Below are 22576 nucleotides of genomic sequence, written 5' to 3' on the forward strand. Positions count from 1 at the left end.
CGCACGGCACTCGGGAGCGCGCCCGGGGCCCGGCTCCCGCATGCTGCCACCCGGAGCCAGGACATGCCCCCGGCCACCCGCCGCCGCCCGATCCGCCTTGCCCGTGCCGGTCGCCCGGCGCACGCTGGTCCTATGGGTGCTCGCGACGGCCCCACGCTGATCGGGTCCGTACAGCGCGCCTTCCGCCTGCTGGAGGCGGTGAGCGCGCACGAGAACGGTGCGCCGGCCAAGCAACTGGCCCGGGAGACGCAGCTGCCGCTGGCCACGGCCTACCACCTGCTGCGAACGCTGGTCCACGACGGCTATGTGCGCAAGCTCGACGACGGCGGGTTCATCCTGGGCGAGCGGCTCGAGACGCTGCACACGGCGGGCCGGACGCAGGCGCTGCTCAGCCGGGTCCGGCCCACGCTCACCGCGCTGCGGGACGAGCTGTCGAGCGCCGCCTACCTCACCTTCTACGAGGAGGGCGAGATCCGGGTCGCCGAGATCGTCGACGGTCCGCGCGCTCCCCGGGTCGACCTGTGGGTGGGGTTCGAGGACTCGGGGCACGCCACGGCGCTGGGCAAGTCGGTGCTGCGGGAGCTGGACGACGAGGAGCGCAAGGACTACCTGTCCCGGCATGCGCTCGCCGACCTCACGCCCAGGACCATCACCGATCCCCCGGAGCTGCTGCGCCGGCTGGACTCCTCGCCGCTGGCCCCGGCGGTCACGGACATGGAGGAGTACTCCCTGGGCACGGTCTGTGTCGCGGTGCCCGTCTACAGCGGGACCACCCTCGGCTCGCTCGGCGTCTCGCTGCGCGCCGACCGCCGCTCCCGCCTGGAGGAGACGCGGGCACGGCTGGAGGAGGTCCGGGCGCGGCTGATCCCGACCGCGAGCCGCATCACCAGAGGCCTGTCGCTCACTATCTGAAAACCGTGTCCTTGTCGCATCCGGGGTCGAACCGATTTCCTGAATAAACCGGACATATCCCGGGATCCATGCCCCGCACACAGGTGAGGACAGCGGACCAGACATGAGCCACGCCCAGGACCACGGTCGTGACCATTGGCAGCGGCGGCTGACCGCCGCCTCGCCGGTACTGCCCATACTGATCGTCTCCGCCCTCGTGCTCGTCGATCTCGTCGGCGGATCGGGGATGGCGTGGGTGCCGCTGCTCGCCACGGGACCGGCCCTCGCCGCCACCACCTGCGGCCCGCGCGGCGTCCTGGGCGTGGGGCTGCTCTCGGTCGTCGTGGGCGTGGGCCTCGGCCTGCGGGGCGGTGCGCCGGGCAGTGAGCTGGCGGTCGCGCTGGCCGCGCTGCTGGTCGTCACCCTGGCGTGCGCCGTCACCAGCGCGCTGCGCGGGCGGCGCGAGCGGGTGCTGGCCGCCGTCCGCTCGGTCGCCGAGGCCGCCCAGCACGCGCTGCTGCAACCCGTGCCGGCGACGGTCGGCCCGTTCCAGGTGGCCGTCCGCTACAGCGCCGCCGCGGCGGAGGCCCGCATCGGCGGCGATCTGTACGCCCTGGTGTCCACGCCGTACGGGGTCCGGCTGATCGTCGGGGATGTGCGCGGCAAGGGGCTGCCGGCCGTGGGGACGGCGGCCCTGGTGCTCGGCGTGTTCCGTGAGGCGGCCCATGACGAGCCGGAGCTGCTGGACGTCGTCGCGCGGATCGAGCGGAGCCTGGCGCGCAACCTGGGCAGTGACGACTTCGTCACCGCCGTGGTCGCCGGGTATCCGCGGCGGGGGCGGCTCGAGGTGGTCAACTGCGGTCACGCTCCGCCGCTGCTGGTGCGCGACAGCGTCGTCGTACCGGTGGAGCCGGACCGTCCGGCCCCGCCGCTCGGTCTGCGCGCCCTGTCGGGCGAGACGCCGGCGCTGCATGTGCTGCCGTTCGACGACGGGGACCAGCTCCTGCTCTACACCGACGGCGTCACCGAGGCCCGCGACCACGACCGCGAGTTCTATCCGCTCGCCGCGGGCCTGGCCCGGCACACCTGCGACGACCCGGTGGACACGGTCACCGCACTCCACGCCGAACTCCTGGCCCACGTGGGCGGCCGACTCCACGACGACGCGGCCCTGCTGCTCCTGCGCATGCCGGCCACGGAGGAGGCCCCCGCGGCTTGCAGGACACCCGACGGCGACCACGTGGGGTCCTGCTCGCCGTAGCTGTTCGAGGGTCGCGGACCGGGTGTCCGTCTGGGCCCTGGGCTGCTGGGACGGTACGCCGCCGAGGCGTCCGACGCCGCGGAGTTCACCTCGACGGTGGTGATCGGCGCGGGGATGTCGTTGGCTGTGTTGGAGGCACCGCGGAGCACGAAGCCGCCGCAGGCCCACGGACGCGACGCCGAAGCGGCACCGCCGAGCCGGGTGCCGATCGCTGACGCCGTCGCGGTCCCTTCTGCTGCGGCCCGGGGGCCATCCCCCGGAAAATGCAGTAGAAATGAGGCATGGCCGGAATCCTCGGCCGGCTGCGCTCCCTGTTGAGCGCACGCACCGTCGCCCGCCAGGTCTTCGTGCTGCAGGCGGCGATCGTCGTGCTCCTGGTCGTCGCCGCCGTGGTGGCCCTCGTGCTCCAGGTGCGCACCGACAGCAGGCGGGAGGCCGGCAACCGCTCCCTCGCCGTGGCCGAGGCCTTCGCGAAGGCGCCCGGCATGGTCGACGCCCTGGCCGGCCCGGATCCCAGCGCGGAGCTCCAGCCGCGGGCCGAGGCGGCGCGCGAGGCCACCGACGTGGACTTCATCGTGGTGATGACCAGGGACGGGATCCGCTACACCCACCCCAACCCGGAGCAGATCGGCAAGCACTTCATCGGCACCATCGCCCCGGCCGCGCAGGGCGGCGTCGTACGGGAGACGTACACCGGGACCCTGGGGCCGTCGGTGCGGGCCGTGGTCCCGGTGACCGACGGCGACGGCCGGATCGTCGGTCTTGTGGCCGCCGGGGTGACGCTGGCCAGCGTGGGCGGGATCGTCGACCACCAGCTCCCGGTGCTGCTGGGCTCGGCGGCGGCCGCGCTCGCCCTCGCCACCGCCGGGACCGCGCTGGTCAGCCGACGCCTGCTGCGGCAGACGCGCGGGCTGGGGCCGTCCGAGATGACGCGGATGTACGAGCATCACGACGCCGTCCTGCACGCCGTACGGGAAGGCGTGCTGATCATGGACGGGCGGCGCCGGCTGGCGCTGGCGAACGACGAGGCGCGCCGGCTGCTCGGGCTGTCGGCGGACGCGGAGGGGCTGCCCTGTATCGCCCTGGGCATCGGCAGTGACCTCGCGGGGCTGTTCGGCTCCGGGCGGGACGCCACCGACGAGGTGCACCTGGCGCGGGGCAAGCTGCTGGCCGTCAGCCAGCGCTCGACCGACCGGGACGGCGGACCGCCCGGCAGCGTGGTCACCCTGCGGGACACCACCGAGCTGCGGACGATGACCGGCAGGGCGGATGTGGCGCAGGAGCGGCTGAAGCTGCTGTACGACGCGGGGCTGGAGATCGGCACCACCCTCGATGTCACGCGCACCTCGCAGGAGCTGGCCGAGTTCGCGGTGCCGCGGTTCGCGGACTTCGTCTCCATCGACCTGGCCGATCCGGTGCTGCGCGGCGAGGAGCCGAAGGAGGGCCGTACGGACATGCGCCGGGTCGCCTTCCACGGCGTACGGGAGGGCAGCCCGCTCTATCCGGTCGGCAAGCTGATCCACTTCGCCAAGGGCACCCCGCAGGCCTTCGGCTTCGGCACGGGAGAGTCCGTGCTGGAGGAGGATCTGCCCGCCTTCTCCGGCTGGCAGCGGCAGGATCCCGACAACGCCCGCAGAATCGTGGAGTTCGGGATCCACACGATGCTCACCGTCCCGCTGCGCGCCCGCGGCGTCATCATGGGCATGGCCACCTTCTGGCGCGCCGACCGGCCCGAGCCGTTCGAGCCCGACGACGTCTCCCTCGCCGAGGAGCTGGTGGCACGCGCCGCCGTCAGCATCGACAACGCCCGCCGCTACACCCGTGAGCACACCCTGTCGGTCACCCTCCAGCGCAGCCTGCTGCCGCGGGCCCTGCCCGAGCAGAGCGCGCTCGACGTCGCCTACCGCTATCTGCCCGCACAGGCGGCGCAGGGCGGGGTCGGCGGGGACTGGTTCGACGTCATCCCGCTGCCGGGCGCGCGGGTGGCACTGGTCGTGGGGGATGTCGTGGGGCACGGGCTGCACGCGGCGGCCACCATGGGACAGCTGCGTACGGCGGTCCACAACTTCTCCACCCTGGACCTGCCGCCCGACGAACTCCTCGGCCATCTGGACGAGTTGGTGGCCCGCATCGACCAGGACGAGGGCGACGGCGAGAGAGCGCCGATCACCGGGGCGACCTGCCTGTACGCCGTGTACGACCCGTCATCCGGGCAGTGCGCCCTCTCCCGCGCCGGCCACCTCGAACCGGCCCTGGTGCACGCCGACGGCGAGGTCGAGTTCCTGACCGTGCCCGGCGGGGCGCCGCTGGGCCTGGGCGGCAGCCTGCCCTTCGAGGCGACCGAGCTGCGGCTGCCGGAGGGCAGCGGGCTGGTGCTGTACACGGACGGGCTGGTCGAGGACCAGGGGCGGGACATCGACGAGGGGCTGGAGCAACTGCGCGGAGCGCTGGCCGCGGCGCCGCCGACCGGGGACCGGACGCCGGAGGAGACGTGCAAGTCGGTCCTCGGGGCCCTGCTGCCCGAGCGGCCGCGCGACGACGTCGCCCTCGTCGTGGCCCGGACCCGGCTGCTGCCCGCCGACCGCACGGCGGCCTGGGACGTCCCGGACGACCCCGCCGCCGTGGCGCGGGTGCGGGCGGCGGCCACCCGGACGCTGGACGAGTGGGGGCTGACGGAGGAGGCGTTCACGACCGAGCTGATCCTCAGCGAGCTGGTCACCAACGCCCTGCGCCACGCCACCGGCCCCATCCGCGTCCGCCTCGTCCGCGACCGCGCCCTGATCTGCGAGGTCTCCGACGGAAGCAGCACCGCCCCGCATCTGCGCAGCGCGGCCGCGACGGACGAGGGCGGCCGGGGGCTGTTCCTGGTGGCGCAGTTCGCCGAGCGGTGGGGGACGCGGTACACGGCGCTCGGCAAGGTGATCTGGACGGAACAGCCGCTGCCGGAGTGACGAAACCGTTGACGGAAACATGACCCACTTCTATCTTCTGTCCAACATCGCGATCGGAATCACGAACTACGTTCGAAATTTCGGAATTACGGACAGGGACGGTCTCGTATGCCCCGAATGTCTCATCCCCCACTCGGGAGACGCCGAAGATCACTGATCCTCTGCGTGCTCGCGGCCCTTCTCGCCCTGGTGGCCACCACTCAGCCGGCATCCGCGGCCGACGGCCGCCCGTACACCAACCCGCTGAAGTCGTTCAAGGGCGCCGACCCCTGGCTGGAGTACCACGACGGCAACTACTACCTGATCACCACGACGTTCACCGGCATCCTCGGCATCCGCAAGTCGCCGACGCTCGCGGGTCTCGCCACCGCGCCCAACGTCCAGGTGTGGTCGGACACCACGCCGACCCGCAACACCAACTTCTGGGCGCCGGAGATGCATCTGATCGACGGCCACTGGTACGTGTACTACTCGGCTGGCCAGGGCGGCGTCGCCTGCTGCGACTCCCAGCGCACGCATGTGCTGGAGAGCGCCGGGACGGACCCGATGGGGCCGTACACCTACAAGGGCTCGCTGACCGGATCCAATCTCACGCCGGGCGGCTGGCTGATCGACGCGAGCGTGCTGCGGGCGAACAACAGGCTGTATCTGCTGGGCAGCGGGTTCATCAACGGCAGTACGCAGAGCCTGGTCATCGCCCCGCTGAGCAACCCGTACACCCTCGCGAGCAACACCTTCACGATCATCTCCAGCCCGACCCTGGACTGGGAGCGCTCCGGCAACCCGGTCAACGAGGGCCCCGAGCCGCTGTACCGGGGCGGCCGCACCTTCCTCACCTACTCCGCGAGCTTCTGCGGGACCCCCGACTACAAACTCGGCCAGCTGGAGCTGACCGGCTCCGACCCGCTGAACCCGGCCTCCTGGACCAAGAAGCAGACCCCGGTCTTCCAGCGCAGTGCCGCCAACAGCGTGTACGGCCCCGGCCACAACGGCTTCTTCACCTCCCCCGACGGCACCGAGAACTGGATCGTCTACCACGCCAACTCCGCGTCGAACGGCGGCTGCGGCAACGGACGCACCACCCGTGCCCAGGAGTTCACCTGGAACGCCGACGGCACCCCGGACTTCGGCGCCCCCGTAGCCCTCGGCGCCACCCGGCCCGGCCCGTCCGGCGAGACGGCCGCGACGCCGACGTCGTACACCCTCGTCAACCGCAACAGCGGCAAGTGCCTGGACGTGAGCGGCGGCAACACCGCCGACGGCACGAACATCCTCCAGTGGAGCTGCAACGGCGGGGCCAACCAGAAGTGGCGGGTCGAGGACCTCGGCGACGACACCAACCGGCTGGTCAGCGTCGCGACCGGCAAGGTGATGGACACCGCCGAGTGCTCCGCCGCCGACGGCGCCGGCATCCGGCAGTGGTCCTGGCTCAACAACAAGTGCCAGCGCTACCGGCTGGTGTTCACCGCGAGCGGCGACCACGTCCGGATCGTCAACGAGTCCACCGGCAAGGTCGCCGACGTCGCCGACTGCTCCACCGCGAACGGCGCCGACGTACGCCAGTGGACCTGGCTGAACAACAACTGCCAGCAGTGGCGCCTCGTCCCCACGACCTGACCTTCCAACTCCCGTACTGGAGAACCACCTTGAGACGCAACGCCCTGCGGCTGCTCACGGCCGTCCTGATGGCCCTCGCGGCCTGCCTCGCCGGGCCCGGTCCCGCCGCCCGGGCCGCCGTGCCCGCCTCCCCCGCCGTGACCTTCACCAACCCGATCGCTCTGCAGCGCGCCGATCCACACATCTTCAAGCACACCGACGGCTTCTACTACTTCACGGCGACCGTCCCTGCGTACGACAAGATCGTCATGCGCCGGGCCACCACTCTTCAGGGGCTCTCCACCGCCCCGGAGACCACGATCTGGACCAAGCACGCGAGCGGTGAGATGGGCGCCCACATCTGGGCCCCGGAGATCCACTTCATCGACGGCAAGTGGTACATCTACTTCACCGCCGGCTGGTCCAACGACAAGTGGCGGATCCGCCCGTACGTCCTGGAGTCCAGCTCCGCCAACCCGCTCACCGGCACCTGGACCGAGAAGGGCCGCATCTCCCTGCCCCTGGACACCTTCTCGCTCGACGCCACGACGTTCGTGCACAACGGCACCCGCTACCTCAGCTGGGCGCAGCACGACCCCGCCGTCGGCGCGGGCACCAACATCTACCTGGCCCGGATGTCCAGCCCATGGACCATCACCGGCAGCCCCGTGATGATCGCCCGGCCCACCCACGCCTGGGAGAAGGTCGGCGCGACCGTCAACGAGGGCCCGGCCTTCATCCAGCACGGCAGCAAGGTCTTCATGACCTTCTCCGCGAGCGCCACCGACGCCAACTACTGCCTCGGCCTGCTGACCGCCGACGCCACGGCCGACCTGATGAACCCGGCGTCCTGGACCAAGAACCCCTCGCCGGTCTTCAAGAGCAACGACGCCACCGGCCAGTACGGTCCCGGTCACAACAGTTTCACCGTCTCCGAGGACGGCAAGTCGGACATCCTCGTCTACCACGACCGCGACTACAAGAACATCAGCGGCGACCCGCTCAGCGACCCCAACCGCCGCACCCGCTTCCAGAAGCTGTACTGGAAGGCCGACGGCACCCCCGACTTCGGCATCCCGGTGGCCGACGGGGTCACGCCGCAGCGCCTGTCGTCGTACAACTTCGCGGACCGGTTCATCCGGCACTGGGAGTACCGCGCCCGCATCGAGGCGAATGTCTCGCCGCTCGCGGACTCGCAGTTCCGCATGGTCACCGGCCTGGCCGGCAGCGGCACCGTCTCCCTGGAGTCCACCAACTTCCCCGGCTACTACCTGCGGCACAAGAACTTCGAGGTGAGGGTGGAGAAGAACGACGGCACGGCGACGTTCGCGTCCGACGCGAGCTTCCACCAGCGGGCCGGGCTGGCCGACTCGGCGGGGGTCTCCTACGAGTCGTACAACTACGCGGGCCGCTATCTCAGGCACTACGAGTACCTGATGTACCTCCAGACACCGAGCACCGCGACGGACCGGGCGGACGCCACGTTCTACGCCCAGTGATCCGGTGAGGAACGGGATCCGGGCCGGTCATCCGTGCGGCCCGGATCCCGCAGAACCGTTCCGTAAGATCACCTCCGTGGCGAACTTCCTCCTTCAGCGCACGGTCCCGCTCCCCCTCCCCGAGGCGTGGCGCCGCCTGACGGAGTGGCCCCGCCATGCCGACGTCGTCCCGCTGACCCGCGTCCGTGTGACCACCCCCGAACCGACCCGCGAGGGCACCCGCTTCATCGCCCGCTCCGGCATCGGTCCCCTCTCCTTCGACGACCCGATGGAGGTGACGGTGTGGCGGCCGCCGGGGGACGACACTCCGGGGCTGTGCCGGTTGGAGAAGCGGGGGCGGGTGCTCACGGGCTGGGCCGAGATCGAGGTGCTGCCCGGGCCGGGCGGGCGGGCACGGGTGCTGTGGCGGGAGGAGTTGCGCGTGCGGTTCCTGCCCGGGGCGCTCGACGGGGTGGTGGAGCGGACGGCTCGGGCGGTGTTCGGACGGGCGGTGAATCGGCTGCTGCGGCGGGCGTGACTCCGACTGATCTGCCTAGGCGGCGGGCGGGATCCGCAAGGGCGAGGTGTCCTGCGGCTCCTCGTGGTGGATCGGCGTGTGCGCCCCCGTCAGCGAGACCCCGCTGCCCCCGCGCCGGGCCGCGACGATCTCCGACGCGATGGACAGGGCCGTCTCCTCGGGGGTCCGGGCGCCGAGGTCCAGGCCGATGGGCGACCTGAGCCGGGCCAGCTCCAGCTCGGTGACGCCGACTTCACGCAGGCGCTCGTTGCGGTCCAGGTGGGTGCGGCGCGAGCCCATCGCTCCGACGTACGCGACCGGCAACCGCAACGCCGACCGCAACAGCGGTACGTCGAACTTGGCGTCGTGGGTGAGCACGCACAGGACGGTCCGCGCGTCCACCTGTGTGCGCTCCAGGTACCTGTGCGGCCACTCCACGACGATCTCGTCGGCCTCCGGGAAGCGGGCCCGCGTCGCGAAGACCGGGCGGGCGTCGCACACGGTCACGTGGTAGTTCAGGAACTTGCCGATCCGCACCAGGGCCGAGGCGAAGTCGATCGCGCCGAAGACGATCATCCGGGGCGGCGGTACGGAGGACTCGACCAGGACCGTGAGCGGGGCTCCGCAGCGCGAGCCCTGTTCGCCGATCTCCAGGGTGCCGGTGCGGCCCGCGTCCAGGAACGCGCCCGCCTCCGCCGCGACCGTGCGGTCCAGCTCGGGGTGGCCGCCGTAGCCGCCGTCGTACGTGCCGTCGGGGCGGACCAGCAGCGCGCGCCCCATCAGTTCCGCGGGGCCCGCCACGATGCGCGCCACGGCCGCCGCCTCGCCGGCCGACGCCGCGGCCAGTGCGGCCGTCACCACCGGGCGGGCGGGGTCGTGCGCCCGTACCGGAGTGACCAGGATGTCGATGACGCCCCCGCAGGTCAGGCCGACCGCGAAGGCGTCCTCGTCGCTGTAGCCGAAGCGCTGCAGGACCGTCTCGCCGTCCCGCAGCGCCTGCTCGCACAGCTCGTAGACCGCGCCCTCCACACAGCCGCCGGAGACCGAGCCGATGGCCGTGCCGTCGGCGTCCACCGCGAGCGCGGCGCCGGGCAGGCGGGGTGCGCTGCCGCCGACCGCCACCACGGTGGCCACGGCGAAGTCGCGTCCCTGCCCGGCCCACCGGTGCAGCTCTTCGGCGATGTCCAGCATCTGTCGGTCTCCTTAACAGCGGTTGTGTGGAGGGCTGTCACCAGGATTTCGGCTAGTGCACGCCCATCCAGCTCTCAATGGGATTGAGGGCGAAGAAGACCAGGAAGATGCCTGTCAGGGCCCACATGAATGCCCCGATCTCCCTCGCCTTGCCCTGGGCGATCTTGATGGCCACGTACGAGATGACGCCGGCCGCGACACCGGCCGTGATCGAGTACGTGAACGGCATGATGACGACCGTCAGGAACACCGGGATCGCGGTGGCCCGGTCGGCCCAGTCCACATGCCGTGCGTTCATCATCATCATGGCGCCGATCACCACCAGGGCCGCCGCCGCGACCTCGCCCGGCACGATCGCCGTGAGCGGGGTGAAGAACAGGCAGGCCGCGAAGAACAGACCGGTGACGACGGAGGACAGGCCCGTACGGGCGCCCTCGCCCACGCCGGTCGCCGACTCGACGAACACCGTCTGGCCGGACGCGCCGGACACACCGCCGATCGCGCCGCCCGCGCCGTCGATGAACAGCGCCTTGGACAGGCCCGGCATCCGTCCCTTGTCGTCGGCGAGCTTGGCCTCGGTGCCGACGCCGATGATGGTGGCCATCGCGTCGAAGAACCCGGCGAGCACCAGGGTGAACACGATCATGCCGACCGTCATGGCGCCGACCTCGCCCCAGCCGCCGAACTCGACATTGCCGAAGATCGAGAAGTCGGGCATGGACACCGCGCTGCCGTGCAGTTCGGGGGTGCCGCTGGCCCACTGCTTGGGGTCGATGACGTCGAGGGCGTTGAGGACGACGGCGAGGACGGTGCCGCCGATGATGCCGATCAGGATCGCGCCGGGGATGCCGCGCGCCTGGAGCATGAAGATCGCGAGCAGGGTGGCCGCGAAGAGCAGCACCGGCCAGCCGGCCAGTTCGCCGGCCGGGCCGAGGGTGACCGGGGTGGCCTCGCCCTGGTGCACGAAGCCGGCCTTGTAGAAGCCGATCAGGGCGACGAAGAGGCCGATGCCCATGGTGATGGCGTGCTTGAGCGCGAGGGGGATCGCGTTCATGATCATCTCGCGCAGGCCGGTGACGACCAGCAGCATGATGACCACGCCGTACATCACACACATGCCCATGGCCTGCGGCCAGGTCATCTGCGGGGCGACCTGCGAGGCGAGCACGCCGGAGACGGACAGGCCGGCGGCGAGGGCGAGCGGCACCTTGCCGAAGAAGCCCATCAGCAGCGTGGTGACGGCCGCCGCGAACGCGGTCGCGGTGATCAGGGCCTTCTGGGCGAGGGTGTCGCCCGCCGCGTCCTTGCCGGACAGGATCAAGGGGTTGAGCAGGAGGATGTACGCCATCGCCATGAAGGTGGTGACGCCGCCGCGCACCTCGCGCGCGACCGAGGATCCCCGCTTGGATATGTGAAAGTACCGGTCGAGCCACGACCTGCCGGCGGGGACGCGGGTGCCTTCTCCCGCGTCTTCGGCAGTGGTCGTCGGCTCCAGTGACTGCTGGGTCATGTGGGCCTACTCCCAAGGTTCATAGGGGCACCCGCGGATTGCCTTCGGCGATCGACGGGGTTTGGGGAGGTGCACGACCCGGGGGACGGCCCGAGACGAACATTCGGGGGGTCCTGGGGGGACGAAGTCCCCCCAGGAAAATTCACCGGTTCAACCCCCGGAGGGTTGCGTGCCCGTGAGGTGTTCGGGCCGTACCGGCGTGCGGTTGAGCTCCAGCCCGGTCGCGTTCCGGATCGCCGCGAGGACGGCCGGCGTGGACGACAGGGTGGGGGCCTCGCCGACGCCACGGAGCCCGTACGGGGCGTGGTCGTCGGCGAGTTCGAGCACGTCGACGGGGATGATCGGCGTGTCGAGGATGGTCGGGAGCAGGTAGTCCGTGAAGGACGGGTTCCTGACCTTGGCGGTCTCGGGATCGATGACGATCTCCTCCATCACCGCGATGCCCATGCCCTGGAGGGTGCCGCCCTGGATCTGGCCGAGGACGGACAGCGGGTTGAGCGCCTTGCCGACGTCCTGGGCGCAGGCCAGCTCGATGACCTTGACCAGGCCGAGCTCGGTGTCGACCTCGACGACGGCGCGGTGCGCGGCGAAGGAGTACTGGACGTGGCCGTTGCCCTGGCCGGTGCGCAGGTCGAAGGCCTCGGTCGGGCGGTGCCGCCACTCGGCCTCGACCTCGACGCTCTCGTCTTCGAGTACGTCGACCAGGTCGGCGAGGACTTCGCCGCCGTCGGTGACGACCTTGCCGCCCTCCAGGAGCAGCTCCGCCGTCGCCCAAGCCGGGTGGTAGGAGCCGAACTTGCGGCGCCCGATCTGAAGGACCTTCTCGCGGACCAGCTCGCAGGAGTTCTTCACGGCGCCGCCGGTGACGTACGTCTGCCGCGAGGCGGATGTCGAACCGGCGCTGCCCACCTGCGTGTCCGCCGGGTGGATCGTCACCTGGGCGACGCCCAGCTCGGTGCGGGCGATCTGCGCGTGGACGGTGACGCCGCCCTGGCCGACCTCCGCCATGGCGGTGTGCACGGTGGCGACGGGCTCGCCGCCGATGACCTCCATGCGCACCTTGGCGGTGGAGTAGTCGTCGAAGCCCTCGGAGAAGCCGACGTTCTTGATGCCGACCGCGTAGCCGACGCCGCGGACGACGCCTTCGCCGTGCGTGGTGTTGGACAGACCGCCCGGCAGCTGCCGTACGTCCGAGCCCTCGCTGGACTCCCACTGGCGCTCCGGCGGCATCGGCATCGCCTTGACGCGGCGCAGGAGTTCGGCGACCGGGGCCGGGGAGTCGACGGGCTGCCCGGTCGGCATGATGGTCCCCTGCTCCATGGCGTTGCGCTGCCGGAACTCGACCGGGTCCATGCCGAGCTGCTTGGCCACCTTGTCCATCTGCGCCTCGTAGGCGAAGCACGCCTGGACCGCGCCGAAGCCGCGCATGGCGCCGCAGGGCGGGTTGTTGGTGTAGAGGGCGATGGCCTCGATGTCGACGTCGTCGACCGCGTACGGGCCGATCGACAGCGAGGAGGCGTTGCCGACCACGGCCGGGGAGGCGGAGGCGTACGCGCCGCCGTCCAGCACGATCCGGCACTTGACGTGGGTGAGCTTGCCGTCCTTGGTGGCGCCGTGCTCGTAGTACAGCTTGGCGGGGTGGCGGTGGACGTGCCCGAAGAAGGACTCGAAGCGGTTGTAGACGATCTTGACCGGCTTGCCGGTGCGCAGCGCCAGCAGGCAGGCGTGGATCTGCATCGACAGGTCCTCGCGGCCGCCGAAGGCACCGCCGACGCCGGCCAGCGTCATGCGGACCTTGCTCTCGGGCAGGCCGAGGACGGGGGCGATCTGGCGCAGGTCGCTGTGCAGCCACTGGGTGGCGATGTAGAGGTGGACGCCGCCGTCCTCGTCGGGCACGGCGAGGCCGGACTCCGGGCCGAGGAAGGCCTGGTCCTGCATGCCGAAGGTGTACTCGCCCTTGACGATGACGTCGGCCCGCTTCGCCGCCTCGGCGGCGTCGCCGCGGAGGATCGGCTGGCGGTGGACGATGTTCGGGTGCGGGACGTGGCCGGCGTGGTGGTCGTCGCGGTTGTCGTGGATGAGGATCGCGTCGGGGGCGGTCGCGGAGGCCTCGTCGGTGATGACGGGCAGTTCGCGGTAGTCGACCTTGATCTTCGCGGCGGCGCGGCGGGCGGTCTCCGGGTGGTCGGCGGCGACGATGGCGACCGGCTCACCGTGGTGCCGGACCCTGCCGTTGGCCAGGACGGGGGTGTCCTGGATCTCCAGGCCGTAGTTCTTCACCTCGGTCGGCAGGTCGTCGTACGTCATGACGGCGTACACGCCCGCCATGGCCAGCGCCTCGCTCGTGTCGATGGAGACGATCTCGGCGTGTGCGACGGTCGACCGGAGGATCTGCCCCCAGAGCATGTCCTCGTGCCACATGTCGGACGAGTACGCGAACTCGCCGGTGACCTTGAGGGTGCCGTCCGGGCGGAGGGTGGACTCGCCGATGCCGCCCTTGGTCTGGGAACCCTGGGTGATCTTGGTGGGAGCGCCGTTGGTGGGCATGCTGCTCAGACCGCCTCTGACTGCCGGGCGGCCGCGAGGCGGACCGCGTCCATGATCTTCTCGTAGCCGGTGCAGCGGCACAGGTTGCCCGACAGCGCCTCGCGGATGTCCGCGTCGGTCGGGTTCGGGTTGCGCTCCAGCATCTCGTCGGCGGCGACCAGCAGACCCGGGGTGCAGAAGCCGCACTGGACGGCGCCGGCGTCGATGAACGCCTGCTGGATCGGGGAGAGTTCGGTGCCCTCGCCGGTCTGCGAGTCCTGGCCCTTGGCGGCCCACTGCTGGGCTTCGTTCAGCGACGTGCCGCAGGCCCCGGTGGCGCAACCGCCGCCCTCGGCGCGCTGCTTGGCGAAGTCCGCCAGGCCCTCGACGGTGACGACCTCGCGGCCCTCGACCTGCCCGGCGGCGACCAGGCACGCGCACACCGGCACGCCGTCGAGGCGGACCGTGCAGGACCCGCACTCGCCCTGCTCACAGGCGTTCTTGGAGCCCGGCAGACCGAGCCGCTCGCGCAGCACGTACAGCAGGCTCTCGCCCTCCCAGACGTCGTCGGCTTCCTGCGGCCGTCCGTTGACGGTGAAGTTCACACGCATTACGCGGCTCCCTCGGTGATGCGGCGGGCGCCGCGGTACGACTCCCAGGTCCAGGTCAGGGTGCGGCGGGCCATGACACCGACCGCGTGCCGGCGGTAGCTCGCCGTGCCCCGGACGTCGTCGATCGGGTTGCAGGCGCCCGAGCACAGCTCGGCGAACTGCTTGGCGACCGACGGGGTGATGATCTTGCCGTTGTCCCAGAAGCCGCCCTCCTCGAGGGCCGCGTTCAGGAACTGCTCGGCGGCCTCGGCCCGGATCGGCGTCGGGGCGGCCGAGCCGATGCCGGTACGGACGGTCCGCGTCTCGGGGTGCAGCGCGAGCCCGAAGGCGCACACCGCGATGACCATGGCGTTGCGGGTGCCGACCTTCGAGTACTGCTGCGGCCCGTCGGCCTTCTTGATGTGCACGGCCCGGATCAGCTCGTCGGGGGCGAGGGCGTTGCGTTTGACCCCGGTGTAGAACTCGTCGATCGGGATGAGGCGGGTACCGCGCTGGGCCGACTCGGCCTCGACCTCGGCGCCGGCCGCGAGGAGGGCGGGGTGGGCGTCGCCGGCCGGGGAGGCGGTGCCGAGGTTGCCGCCGACGCCGCCGCGGTTGCGGATCTGCGGGGAGGCGACCGTGTGCGAGGCGAGGGCCAGGGCCGGCAGCTCGGCGCGCAGGGCCTCCATGATCGTGGTGTACGGCACGGAGGCGCCGAGCCGCACGCTGTCCTCGCCGACCTCCCACTCGTAGAGGTCACCGACGCGGTTCAGGTCGAGGAGGTACTCGGGCCGGCGGTGGTCGAAGTTGATCTCGACCATCACATCGGTGCCACCCGCAATCGGCACAGCGGTGGGGTGCTCGGCCTTCGCGGCGAGCGCCTCCTCCCAACTGGCGGGGCGAAGGAAGTCCATGACCGGCTCTCTTCTTCGTCTCGTGGGTCGTACGGTTTGAGCCAGATCGGGTGCGGCGGGCCCGGCTCGTTCATGTGCTGTTAACGCGCATTGACGTCAGTACACAGCGCCCTGCCGCACCGGGGTCAGTCACGGAAACCATGAAGGAGTTGGCTGGCCAGGGAGGTCATCTTGTAGATTCGTATGAAAGGAGGTCACCAGTAATCTCCACGTCTTTCTCCGGAAACATCGGGCACGGCCCTGTGACCTGGGACACCGTCCGAAAGACGACGAGCACCGCGCCACGGCGCCCGCTCATCGGGCCCGCCGGCCGGGCCGCACCCACGGACCCTCAAGATTCATCGTAGATTTCGAGACAAGGAACGGCGGCGACGAGAATGCGGCTGCGCGCACTGCTGGACACGGACGCGCTGGGCCTCAAGCTGCTCGGCGGCGAGGACGAGCTGGACCGCACCGTGCGCGGTGTGATGACCACCGACCTCCGGGACCCCAGCCGCTATCTGTCGGGCGGGGAGCTGGTGCTCACCGGGCTGGCCTGGCGTCGCAACGCCGGGGACTCGGACCCTTTCGTGCGGATCCTCGTGCAGGCCGGGGTCGCGGCCCTGGCGGCCGGTGAGGCCGAGCTGGGCGACATCCCCGACGACCTGGTGGTGGCCTGCGCCCGGCACCGTCTGCCGCTGTTCGCGGTGCACGAGTCGGTGGCGTTCGCGACGGTCACCGAGCATGTCGTACGGCAGGTCAGCGGCGAGCGCGCCGGGGACCTCGCGGCCGTGGTCGACCGGCACCGCCGGATGATGACCTCGGGCCCGGCGGGCGGCGGCCCGGACGTGGTCCTGGATCTGCTCGGCTCGGACCTGGACCTGCGGGCGTGGGTGATGTCGCCGACGGGCCGGCTCATCGCGGGCTCCAAGGTCGGAGGCCCGGCGCTGCCCGCCGAGGCGTGCGCGAGGCTGGCGGCGGAGCATCTGGCGGCCACCCGCACCGGCCGCCGCGGACCGCACCGGTCGACCCTCGGCACCACCACGTACTCCCTCTTCCCGATCCGCAGCAGCGGCCGCTCCCCGCAGGGCGCGCGGGATGTGCGCGAGACGCTGCTGTCGGACTGGCTGCTGGCGGTGGAGGCGGACGCGGGCGACTGGCCGGAGGAGCGGCTCGACCTCCTCCAGGGCGTCACCCAGCTCATCGCGGTCGAACGGGACCGCCGGGACGCGGCGCGCACGGTCCGCCGCCGCCTCGCGCAGGAGGTCCTGGAGCTGGTCCAGACGGGCGCGGCGCCCGCGGAGATCGCCGCGCGCCTGCGGGTGGCGGCACCGGTCCTGCTGCCGGGGCTCGGGGCGGCTCCGCACTGGCAGGTGGTGGTCGCGCGGGTCGAGTGGGAGGACGGCGGGGACGGCGGCATCGAGGCGGGTCCGATCGCGCAGTCCCTCCTGGAGGAGATCCTGGTGGACCCGGTGGCGACGGGGCCCGAGCCGTCCGACCGCATCGCCGTGGCCCACACGGGCGACGAGGCGATCGCCCTGGTGCCGCTCCCCGCGGTGTCCTCGGAGCACGACGGCTCGGAGGCCGGCATCCTCGCGGACGCCCTCCTCGACTCGGTGCGCGACCCGCTCGCCGCGGGCCTGGACGGCGACGGCCGGGTCACGCTCGGGGTCAGCGCGGCGGTGCACTCGGCGGAGGGCCTGCGCGGCGCCCTGGAGGAGGCCCGCCACGCCCGCCGGGTGGCGGCGGCGCGCCCGGGCCGGGTCTGCGCGGCGGGCCACCAGGAGCTGGCCTCCCACGTGCTCCTGCTGCCGTTCGTCCCGGACGACGTGCGCAGGGCCTTCACGGCCCGCCTCCTCGACCCGCTGCGCGACTACGACCGCCGCCACCGCGCCGAGCTGATCCCCACCCTCGAGGCCTTCCTGGACTGCGACGGCTCCTGGACCCGCTGTGCGACCCGTCTCCACCTGCACGTCAACACACTGCGCTACCGCGTGGGCAGGATCGAGCAGTTGACGAGTCGGGACCTCTCGCGCCTGGAGGACAAGCTGGATTTCTTCTTGGCATTGCGGATGAGTTGACCTCACGCGGGACCCCGAGTGGATGGCACCAAGTGCCGTCACTGTCCCACGACTTTGTGAAATCCTTCACCCACCCTCTTGGCCGGGCCCGGCGATTCGTGCTGAGATGCCGCCACCACTCAACAGCTCGATGGCGTGCTCGGGGAGGGCAAGGTGGCGCATACCGCCATGTCTGGTAACGGAACGACCGCTGGTGACGATCCACTCCAGACCGCGGTATGGCGGCTGCGCTCACGCGCCTGCTGGGCGGACGCGGCGGCCCTGCTCCAGCCGGTGACCGCGCCGGCCGCGCTGCAGCGGGCGTCGCTGCTGGTGGAGCGCTGTCTCTACACCGAGCAGGGCTGGCAGGAGGCCGAGGACGCGCTGCGTACGGCCGAGGCGCTCGCGCACAGTGACGACGAGCGGGGCGCGGCCGCTTGTGAACGCGGGCAACTTGCGTACGCGGCGACGCTGCACTCGGTGCGCGACCGGGCGGACGAGGCGCGGGCGGCGCTGGGCAGGGCGGCGGCCCTGATTCCTCCGGGGGCGGCGGGCAGGGCGCTGCTGGACTTCCGCCGGGGACTGCTGGCGGAGAACCTGGCCCGCTCGCCGCAAGCCGCCCGTGCCGCCTACCGCCGGGCCCACGCGGGGGCCACGGCGCACGCCGACCCGCTGCTGCTCTCCTTCACGTGGCGCCATCTGGCCGGGCTGGCCCTGCGTGACGGTGAGTTGGCGGAGGCGCGGCACGGTTTCGCGGAGTCGCTGCGTATCCGGGAGGAACTGGGCTATCTGGTGGGCACGGCTCCGGCGCTGGCGTCCCTGGCGGACGCGGAGTCCGAGCCGGAGGCGTCCCGGCTGCGTGAGGAGGCGCGCCGGCTGTTCCGGCTCCTGGGCGGCGTGCCGACGTGGCTGTCGCGACAGCTGGCCCCTATTCCGCCGGCTGCGGGTGCGGCGACGGCGTAACGTACGGCGCTTCCTCGCCCCCGCCGCCCCTACCCGTCCCATCCTGAAGGGGCTCCGCCCCTTCCACCCCGCCAGGGGGCTACGCCCCCTGGACCCCCATCGGCCTGAACGGCCTCGTCCTCAAACGCCGGACGGGCTGAGAACTGCGCACCGCCGTCGCCAGGTACAGCCCTCTCCGGGTGGGCGGGGGAATGGGACGGCTCATCGCATCCTCAAACGCAGGACCGGCTGAGAGCTGCGCACCGCCGTCAGCAGGCACAGCCCCCTCCAGGCGGGCGGGAGATTGGGGCGGCGGTATCGCGTGCTCAAACGTCGGACCGGGTGAGAGGTACCGACTGGTGTTCGGTGTTCAGCGTGCGCCTGCGAAGTGCTCTCCCGCCAGGGAGCGCACCGCATCCAGGTCCCTGGCGATCAGCGCGTCCAGCAGGGCCGCGTGTTCGGCCGCGTCCGCGAGCAGGGTCGCGTTTCCCCGGCCGGACGGGCGGACGGGGCTCACCAGGGGCCACTGGGCCCGGCGGTGGAGGTCGTCGGCGACCTGGACCAGTTGTTCGTTGCCGCACAGGGAGAGCACGGCGCGATGGAAGGCGCGGTCCGATTCCGCGTACGTCGCCCGGCAGCCCGTGGCCGCCGCACGCACCGTCGCCTCCGCCAACGGCCGTAGTTCCACCCACCGTTCGGCGGCGACCGTACGCGCGAGCCGCAGCATCACCGGCACCTCGATCAGCGCCCGCACCTCGGCCAGCTCCGCCAGCTCCCGGGCCCCGCGCTCGACCACCCGGAACCCCCGATTCGGCACGACCTCGACCGCGCCCTCCAGGGCGAGCTGCTGCATCGCCTCGCGCACCGGCGTCGCCGAGACCCCGAACCGCTCGCCGAGCGCGGGCGCCGAGTAGACCGCCCCGGGCGTCAGCTCACCGGAGACCAGCGCCGTACGCAGGGCGTCCAGGATCTGCCCGCGCACCGAGGCCCGCTGCACGAGCGGGCGCGGCATCGGCGGCTCGCTGTGCGTGTGCTCACCGCGGGCCGAGGCCACCGGGTCGCCCTGGGCCTGTCGTACCCCGGCGCCCCGACCCTGCACCGGCACCCGCGGCGCGTCCGTACGGACCTCGGGGGCTCCAGCGCCCGGTGGATTCCCCGTCACCGCGGAGCCCTGCGCGCCCTGCTTCACGGGTCCTCCTCGGGATGTGTCAGTACTTGGGGTCATTACGGGGTCATTACGGCGGGTTGTTACTCAGCCGTCAAGCACCATAGGCGCAGAACGCGACAGTTCAAACTGCGACCGATCTTGGGTAAGGTAAGGCTTACCTTTAAAGCCTCACGGATCGGCGGTCTCCATGTCCGTGCCCCCTTCGGCCCTCGCAGACGCCTACGCCCGTCTCACCGAGGTCTTCCCGGGGCTCGAGATCACCCAGCCGACCGCCGGTCGGCCGGTGCCCCGGCACGGTGGCTGGATCACCGCGGCCGAGCTCGCGGACGGTGCCACCGGCCTCGACACCTTCCTGGCCTGGGACGACACCCAGATACTGCGCGACTACGGACAGCGCGCCCGCCCCGATGTCGTCGCAAGCTTCGGCCTGCACCGCTACGCCTGGCCCGCCTGCCTGCTGATCACCGTGCCCTGGTTCCTGCTCCGCCGCGTCCCGCGCCTCCCCGTGACGCATGTCTCCTACGACCGCACGGTCCCCGGACTCGCGATAGGCCGCCTGGCGGCCCGTCCCACCACCTTCGCCTGCCTCCCCGACGACCCGGCGGCCATCCTGCCCGGCGCCAGGGTCGTCCCCGACGAGGAGGCCCTGCGCGCCGAGGTGCGCACCGCCGTCGCCGAGCACCTTCAACCCGTCCTGGCCGGCTTCGGCCCGCGCATGCGGCGACGCGGGCGCGCGCTGTGGGGCATGGCGACCGACGAGGTCGTCGAGGGGCTGTGGTACGTCGCCCACCTCTTCGGCGACGGCGAGCAGGACCGGGCGCGGCGCGAGCTGGAACTGCTGCTGCCGGGCGCGACGAAGCCGTACGTCGGATCGGCCGCCTTCCGCGAGCTGACCGGCCCGAACGGCGAGTCACTGCCCACCCGGGACCGGGCCAGTTGCTGCATGTTCTACACACTGCGCCCCGAGGACACCTGCGCCACCTGCCCGCGCACCTGCGACGCGGACCGGGTCACCAAGCTTGTGGCCGCCGCCGGTTGAGGCACCCTCAGGCATGGCCGTAACTCGTCGTGCCGTAAGATCACCCGCGAGCGCGACACCCGTTATGGTTACAGCCGTTTCACAATTTCCTCACTACGCGCAGGAACTTTCCGTGGAACCACCCGTACGGGTAGTCTTGCTCGAACTCAACTCCCGCCCCTCAAGCGGCAGTTCGAGCAGAATGCTGCCCTGGTCACCCCCCTCGCACTTCCTTGGCGGCCTCTTGCCCCGAAACCCCCTGAGGGCCGGTGGGATTGGGCCACTATGGCGGGCGTTACGCCCTATCCCAATGCAAGGGACCCCAGATGAGATTGACCGACATATCGCTGAACTGGCTGCTTCCGGGCGCCGTCCTGCTCCTGGGCCTGCTGGCGGCGATAGCGGTGCTCCGGCGCGGGAAGACCGCGAGGAAGGACACGAGCGCGGACGACTCGTGGGAGCGCAGCGAGGAGCGCCGTAGGCGCAAGGAGGCCGTCTACGGCACCGTCTCCTATGTCCTGCTGTTCTGCTGTGCGGCGGTGGCCGCGGCACTCTCCTTCCATGGCCTGGTCGGCTTCGGTGAGCAGAACCTCGGCCTGACCAACGGCTGGCAGTACCTCGTGCCGTTCGGCCTCGACGGCGCGGCCATGTTCTGCTCCGTGCTCGCCGTGCGGGAGGCCAGCCACGGCGACGCGGCGCTCGGCTCCCGGATACTCGTGTGGACGTTCGCCTTCGCCGCGGCCTGGTTCAACTGGGTGCACGCGCCCAGGGGCATCGGCCACGACGGCGCCCCGCACTTCTTCGCGGGCATGTCCCTGTCCGCGGCGGTGCTGTTCGACCGGGCGCTGAAGCAGACCCGCCGGGCCGCGCTGCGCGAGCAGGGGCTGGTGCCGAGACCCCTGCCGCAGATCCGCATCGTCCGCTGGCTGCGGGCGCCCCGCGAGACCTACAAGGCCTGGTCGCTGATGCTCCTGGAGGGCGTGCGCAGCCTGGACGAGGCCGTCGACGAGGTCCGCGAGGACAAGCGGCAGAAGGACGAGAGCCGACTGCGCCGCCGCGATCAGCAGCGCATGGAGCGGGCGCAGTTGAAGGCGATCAGCCGGGGTCACCGCGGCTTCATCGGCCGCGGCGGCGGGCGGCACGTCGAGACGCAGGCCACCCTGGAGCGCGCCTCGGCCCCAGTGACCGCGGAGCCTGCCATATCTACGCCGGAACAGTTGCCCGTACGTACGCGTCCGTCGTTGCAGCCCGTACGCACCGGTTCTGAGCCGGTCACCGTCGACCTCACTTCGGAGGACGACACAATGGCGCTGCCCCGACTCGACTCACTGGAGCGCAAGCTCAAGGATCTTGAGCAGCAGTTCGGCTGAGCACATCCCTCAATCGGCGGGAAGGGCGCGATCCGGGACTCGGGTCGCGCCCTTCCCGTCGATGGCGTCGATCCCGTGTCGTCACGCGGCGTCCGCGTCGAGTTCGAACCACACCGCCTTGCCCACCCCGTGCGCGCGCACGCCCCAGGCGTCCGCGAGGGACTGGACGAGGAGCAGACCCCGGCCGTTGGTGGCGTCGTCGGCGTTCGGCACGCGTGGTCTGGGCAGCCGGGCCATGAAGTCCCGCACCTCCACCCGGAGCCCGCCCGGTCCGACGGTCGCCGTCAGGACGGCGTCCCGGTCGGTGTGCACCAGCGCGTTGGTGACGAGCTCGCTGGTCAACAGCTCGGCCACGTCCGATCGTCCTGGCCTGCCCCAGTGCCGCAGCAGCTCGCGCAGCGCCCTGCGCGCCTCCGGCACGGCCCGCAGGTCCGCCCGCCCCAGTCTGCGGCTGAGCTGAGGCGGCTGTGCGTGTTCCCCGCCGCTCGCGGCCCCGTCCCCGTCCCTGTCCTCCACTGTCTCCACCGAGGAGGCCCCGATCGCTATGGGACCGCCTCCTCGCGCCTGCCTCTTCATGACCCCCGCCCGCGTGCCGATGTCGGTTCCCCTCCTGG

At 71.7% G+C, this 22576-nt stretch carries 17 protein-coding genes; 10 read left to right on the forward strand and 7 right to left on the reverse strand.

Annotation, left to right across the window (positions count from 1 at the left end; genetic code table 11):
• Nucleotides 1-132: 132 nt before the first annotated feature.
• The 6 genes from ACP4J3_RS31825 (at nucleotide 133) to ACP4J3_RS31850 (ending at nucleotide 8715) form a co-directional block, all read left to right on the forward strand.
• On the forward strand, nucleotides 133-912 hold the full coding sequence (locus tag ACP4J3_RS31825) for an IclR family transcriptional regulator (RefSeq protein ID WP_426539576.1): 780 nt from the start codon (nucleotides 133-135) through the stop codon (nucleotides 910-912).
• Between the two features lie 103 nt (nucleotides 913-1015).
• The gene (locus ACP4J3_RS31830; RefSeq protein WP_426539577.1) at nucleotides 1016-2152 is read left to right on the forward strand and encodes a PP2C family protein-serine/threonine phosphatase; all 1137 of its coding nucleotides are present in this window, start codon (nucleotides 1016-1018) and stop codon (nucleotides 2150-2152) included.
• 281 nt (nucleotides 2153-2433) lie between these two features.
• Nucleotides 2434-5103 (forward strand): SpoIIE family protein phosphatase, encoded by a 2670-nt coding sequence (locus tag ACP4J3_RS31835; protein ID WP_426539578.1) that lies wholly within the window; start codon nucleotides 2434-2436, stop codon nucleotides 5101-5103.
• Between the two features lie 117 nt (nucleotides 5104-5220).
• The gene (locus ACP4J3_RS31840; RefSeq protein WP_426539579.1) at nucleotides 5221-6720 is read left to right on the forward strand and encodes a family 43 glycosylhydrolase; all 1500 of its coding nucleotides are present in this window, start codon (nucleotides 5221-5223) and stop codon (nucleotides 6718-6720) included.
• Between the two features lie 68 nt (nucleotides 6721-6788).
• Entirely contained in the window at nucleotides 6789-8198 is a 1410-nt protein-coding gene (locus ACP4J3_RS31845) for a family 43 glycosylhydrolase (protein ID WP_426539696.1), read from the forward strand.
• Between the two features lie 76 nt (nucleotides 8199-8274).
• A complete protein-coding gene (locus ACP4J3_RS31850; RefSeq protein ID WP_426539580.1) occupies nucleotides 8275-8715 on the forward strand; it encodes an SRPBCC family protein in 441 nt (146 codons plus the stop codon).
• A 15-nt stretch (nucleotides 8716-8730) separates the two neighbouring features.
• On the opposite strand, the gene ACP4J3_RS31855 is transcribed toward ACP4J3_RS31850, so the two are convergent.
• The 5 genes from ACP4J3_RS31855 to ACP4J3_RS31875 all read right to left on the reverse strand — a co-directional run bounded on the left by ACP4J3_RS31855 (nucleotide 8731) and on the right by ACP4J3_RS31875 (nucleotide 15425).
• Nucleotides 8731-9885 (reverse strand): XdhC family protein, encoded by a 1155-nt coding sequence (locus ACP4J3_RS31855; RefSeq protein ID WP_426539581.1) that lies wholly within the window; start codon nucleotides 9883-9885, stop codon nucleotides 8731-8733.
• A gap of 52 nt (nucleotides 9886-9937) precedes the next feature.
• Entirely contained in the window at nucleotides 9938-11395 is a 1458-nt protein-coding gene (locus ACP4J3_RS31860) for an NCS2 family permease (RefSeq protein ID WP_426539582.1), read from the reverse strand.
• A 150-nt stretch (nucleotides 11396-11545) separates the two neighbouring features.
• On the reverse strand, nucleotides 11546-13942 hold the full coding sequence (locus tag ACP4J3_RS31865; RefSeq protein WP_426539583.1) for a xanthine dehydrogenase family protein molybdopterin-binding subunit: 2397 nt from the start codon (nucleotides 13940-13942) through the stop codon (nucleotides 11546-11548).
• Nucleotides 13943-13947: 5 nt separating this feature from the next.
• Entirely contained in the window at nucleotides 13948-14532 is a 585-nt protein-coding gene (locus tag ACP4J3_RS31870; RefSeq protein ID WP_426539584.1) for a (2Fe-2S)-binding protein, read from the reverse strand.
• Nucleotides 14532-15425 carry an FAD binding domain-containing protein gene (locus ACP4J3_RS31875; protein WP_426539585.1) on the reverse strand — a complete coding sequence of 298 codons (894 nt, stop codon included), beginning with the start codon at nucleotides 15423-15425 and terminating at the stop codon, nucleotides 14532-14534. Before ACP4J3_RS31875 ends, ACP4J3_RS31870 begins: the two co-directional genes overlap by 1 nt.
• 377 nt (nucleotides 15426-15802) lie before the next feature.
• Here ACP4J3_RS31875 and ACP4J3_RS31880 point away from each other — a divergent pair, with 377 nt between their 5' ends.
• Nucleotides 15803-17485 (forward strand): PucR family transcriptional regulator, encoded by a 1683-nt coding sequence (locus ACP4J3_RS31880; protein ID WP_426539586.1) that lies wholly within the window; start codon nucleotides 15803-15805, stop codon nucleotides 17483-17485.
• 153 nt (nucleotides 17486-17638) lie between these two features.
• Nucleotides 17639-18427, forward strand: a complete 789-nt coding sequence (locus ACP4J3_RS31885) for a hypothetical protein (RefSeq protein WP_426539588.1) — start codon at nucleotides 17639-17641, stop codon at nucleotides 18425-18427.
• Between the two features lie 349 nt (nucleotides 18428-18776).
• Here the strand turns inward: ACP4J3_RS31885 and ACP4J3_RS31890 are convergent, their stop codons facing one another.
• Nucleotides 18777-19595, reverse strand: a complete 819-nt coding sequence (locus ACP4J3_RS31890; protein WP_426539590.1) for a GntR family transcriptional regulator — start codon at nucleotides 19593-19595, stop codon at nucleotides 18777-18779.
• Nucleotides 19596-19761: 166 nt separating this feature from the next.
• Here ACP4J3_RS31890 and ACP4J3_RS31895 point away from each other — a divergent pair, with 166 nt between their 5' ends.
• Nucleotides 19762-20613 carry a (2Fe-2S)-binding protein gene (locus ACP4J3_RS31895; RefSeq protein WP_426539591.1) on the forward strand — a complete coding sequence of 284 codons (852 nt, stop codon included), beginning with the start codon at nucleotides 19762-19764 and terminating at the stop codon, nucleotides 20611-20613.
• A 305-nt stretch (nucleotides 20614-20918) separates the two neighbouring features.
• Nucleotides 20919-21962 carry a DUF2637 domain-containing protein gene (locus ACP4J3_RS31900; RefSeq protein ID WP_426539592.1) on the forward strand — a complete coding sequence of 348 codons (1044 nt, stop codon included), beginning with the start codon at nucleotides 20919-20921 and terminating at the stop codon, nucleotides 21960-21962.
• Between the two features lie 81 nt (nucleotides 21963-22043).
• On the opposite strand, the gene ACP4J3_RS31905 is transcribed toward ACP4J3_RS31900, so the two are convergent.
• Complete coding sequence (locus tag ACP4J3_RS31905) at nucleotides 22044-22538, reverse strand: ATP-binding protein (RefSeq protein WP_426539593.1); 495 nt, start codon at nucleotides 22536-22538, stop codon at nucleotides 22044-22046.
• Between the last annotated feature and the right edge of the window lie 38 nt (nucleotides 22539-22576).

Origin of the sequence: Streptomyces sp. UG1 (assembly GCF_049974585.1) — a bacterium.
Taxonomy (GTDB): domain Bacteria; phylum Actinomycetota; class Actinomycetes; order Streptomycetales; family Streptomycetaceae; genus Streptomyces.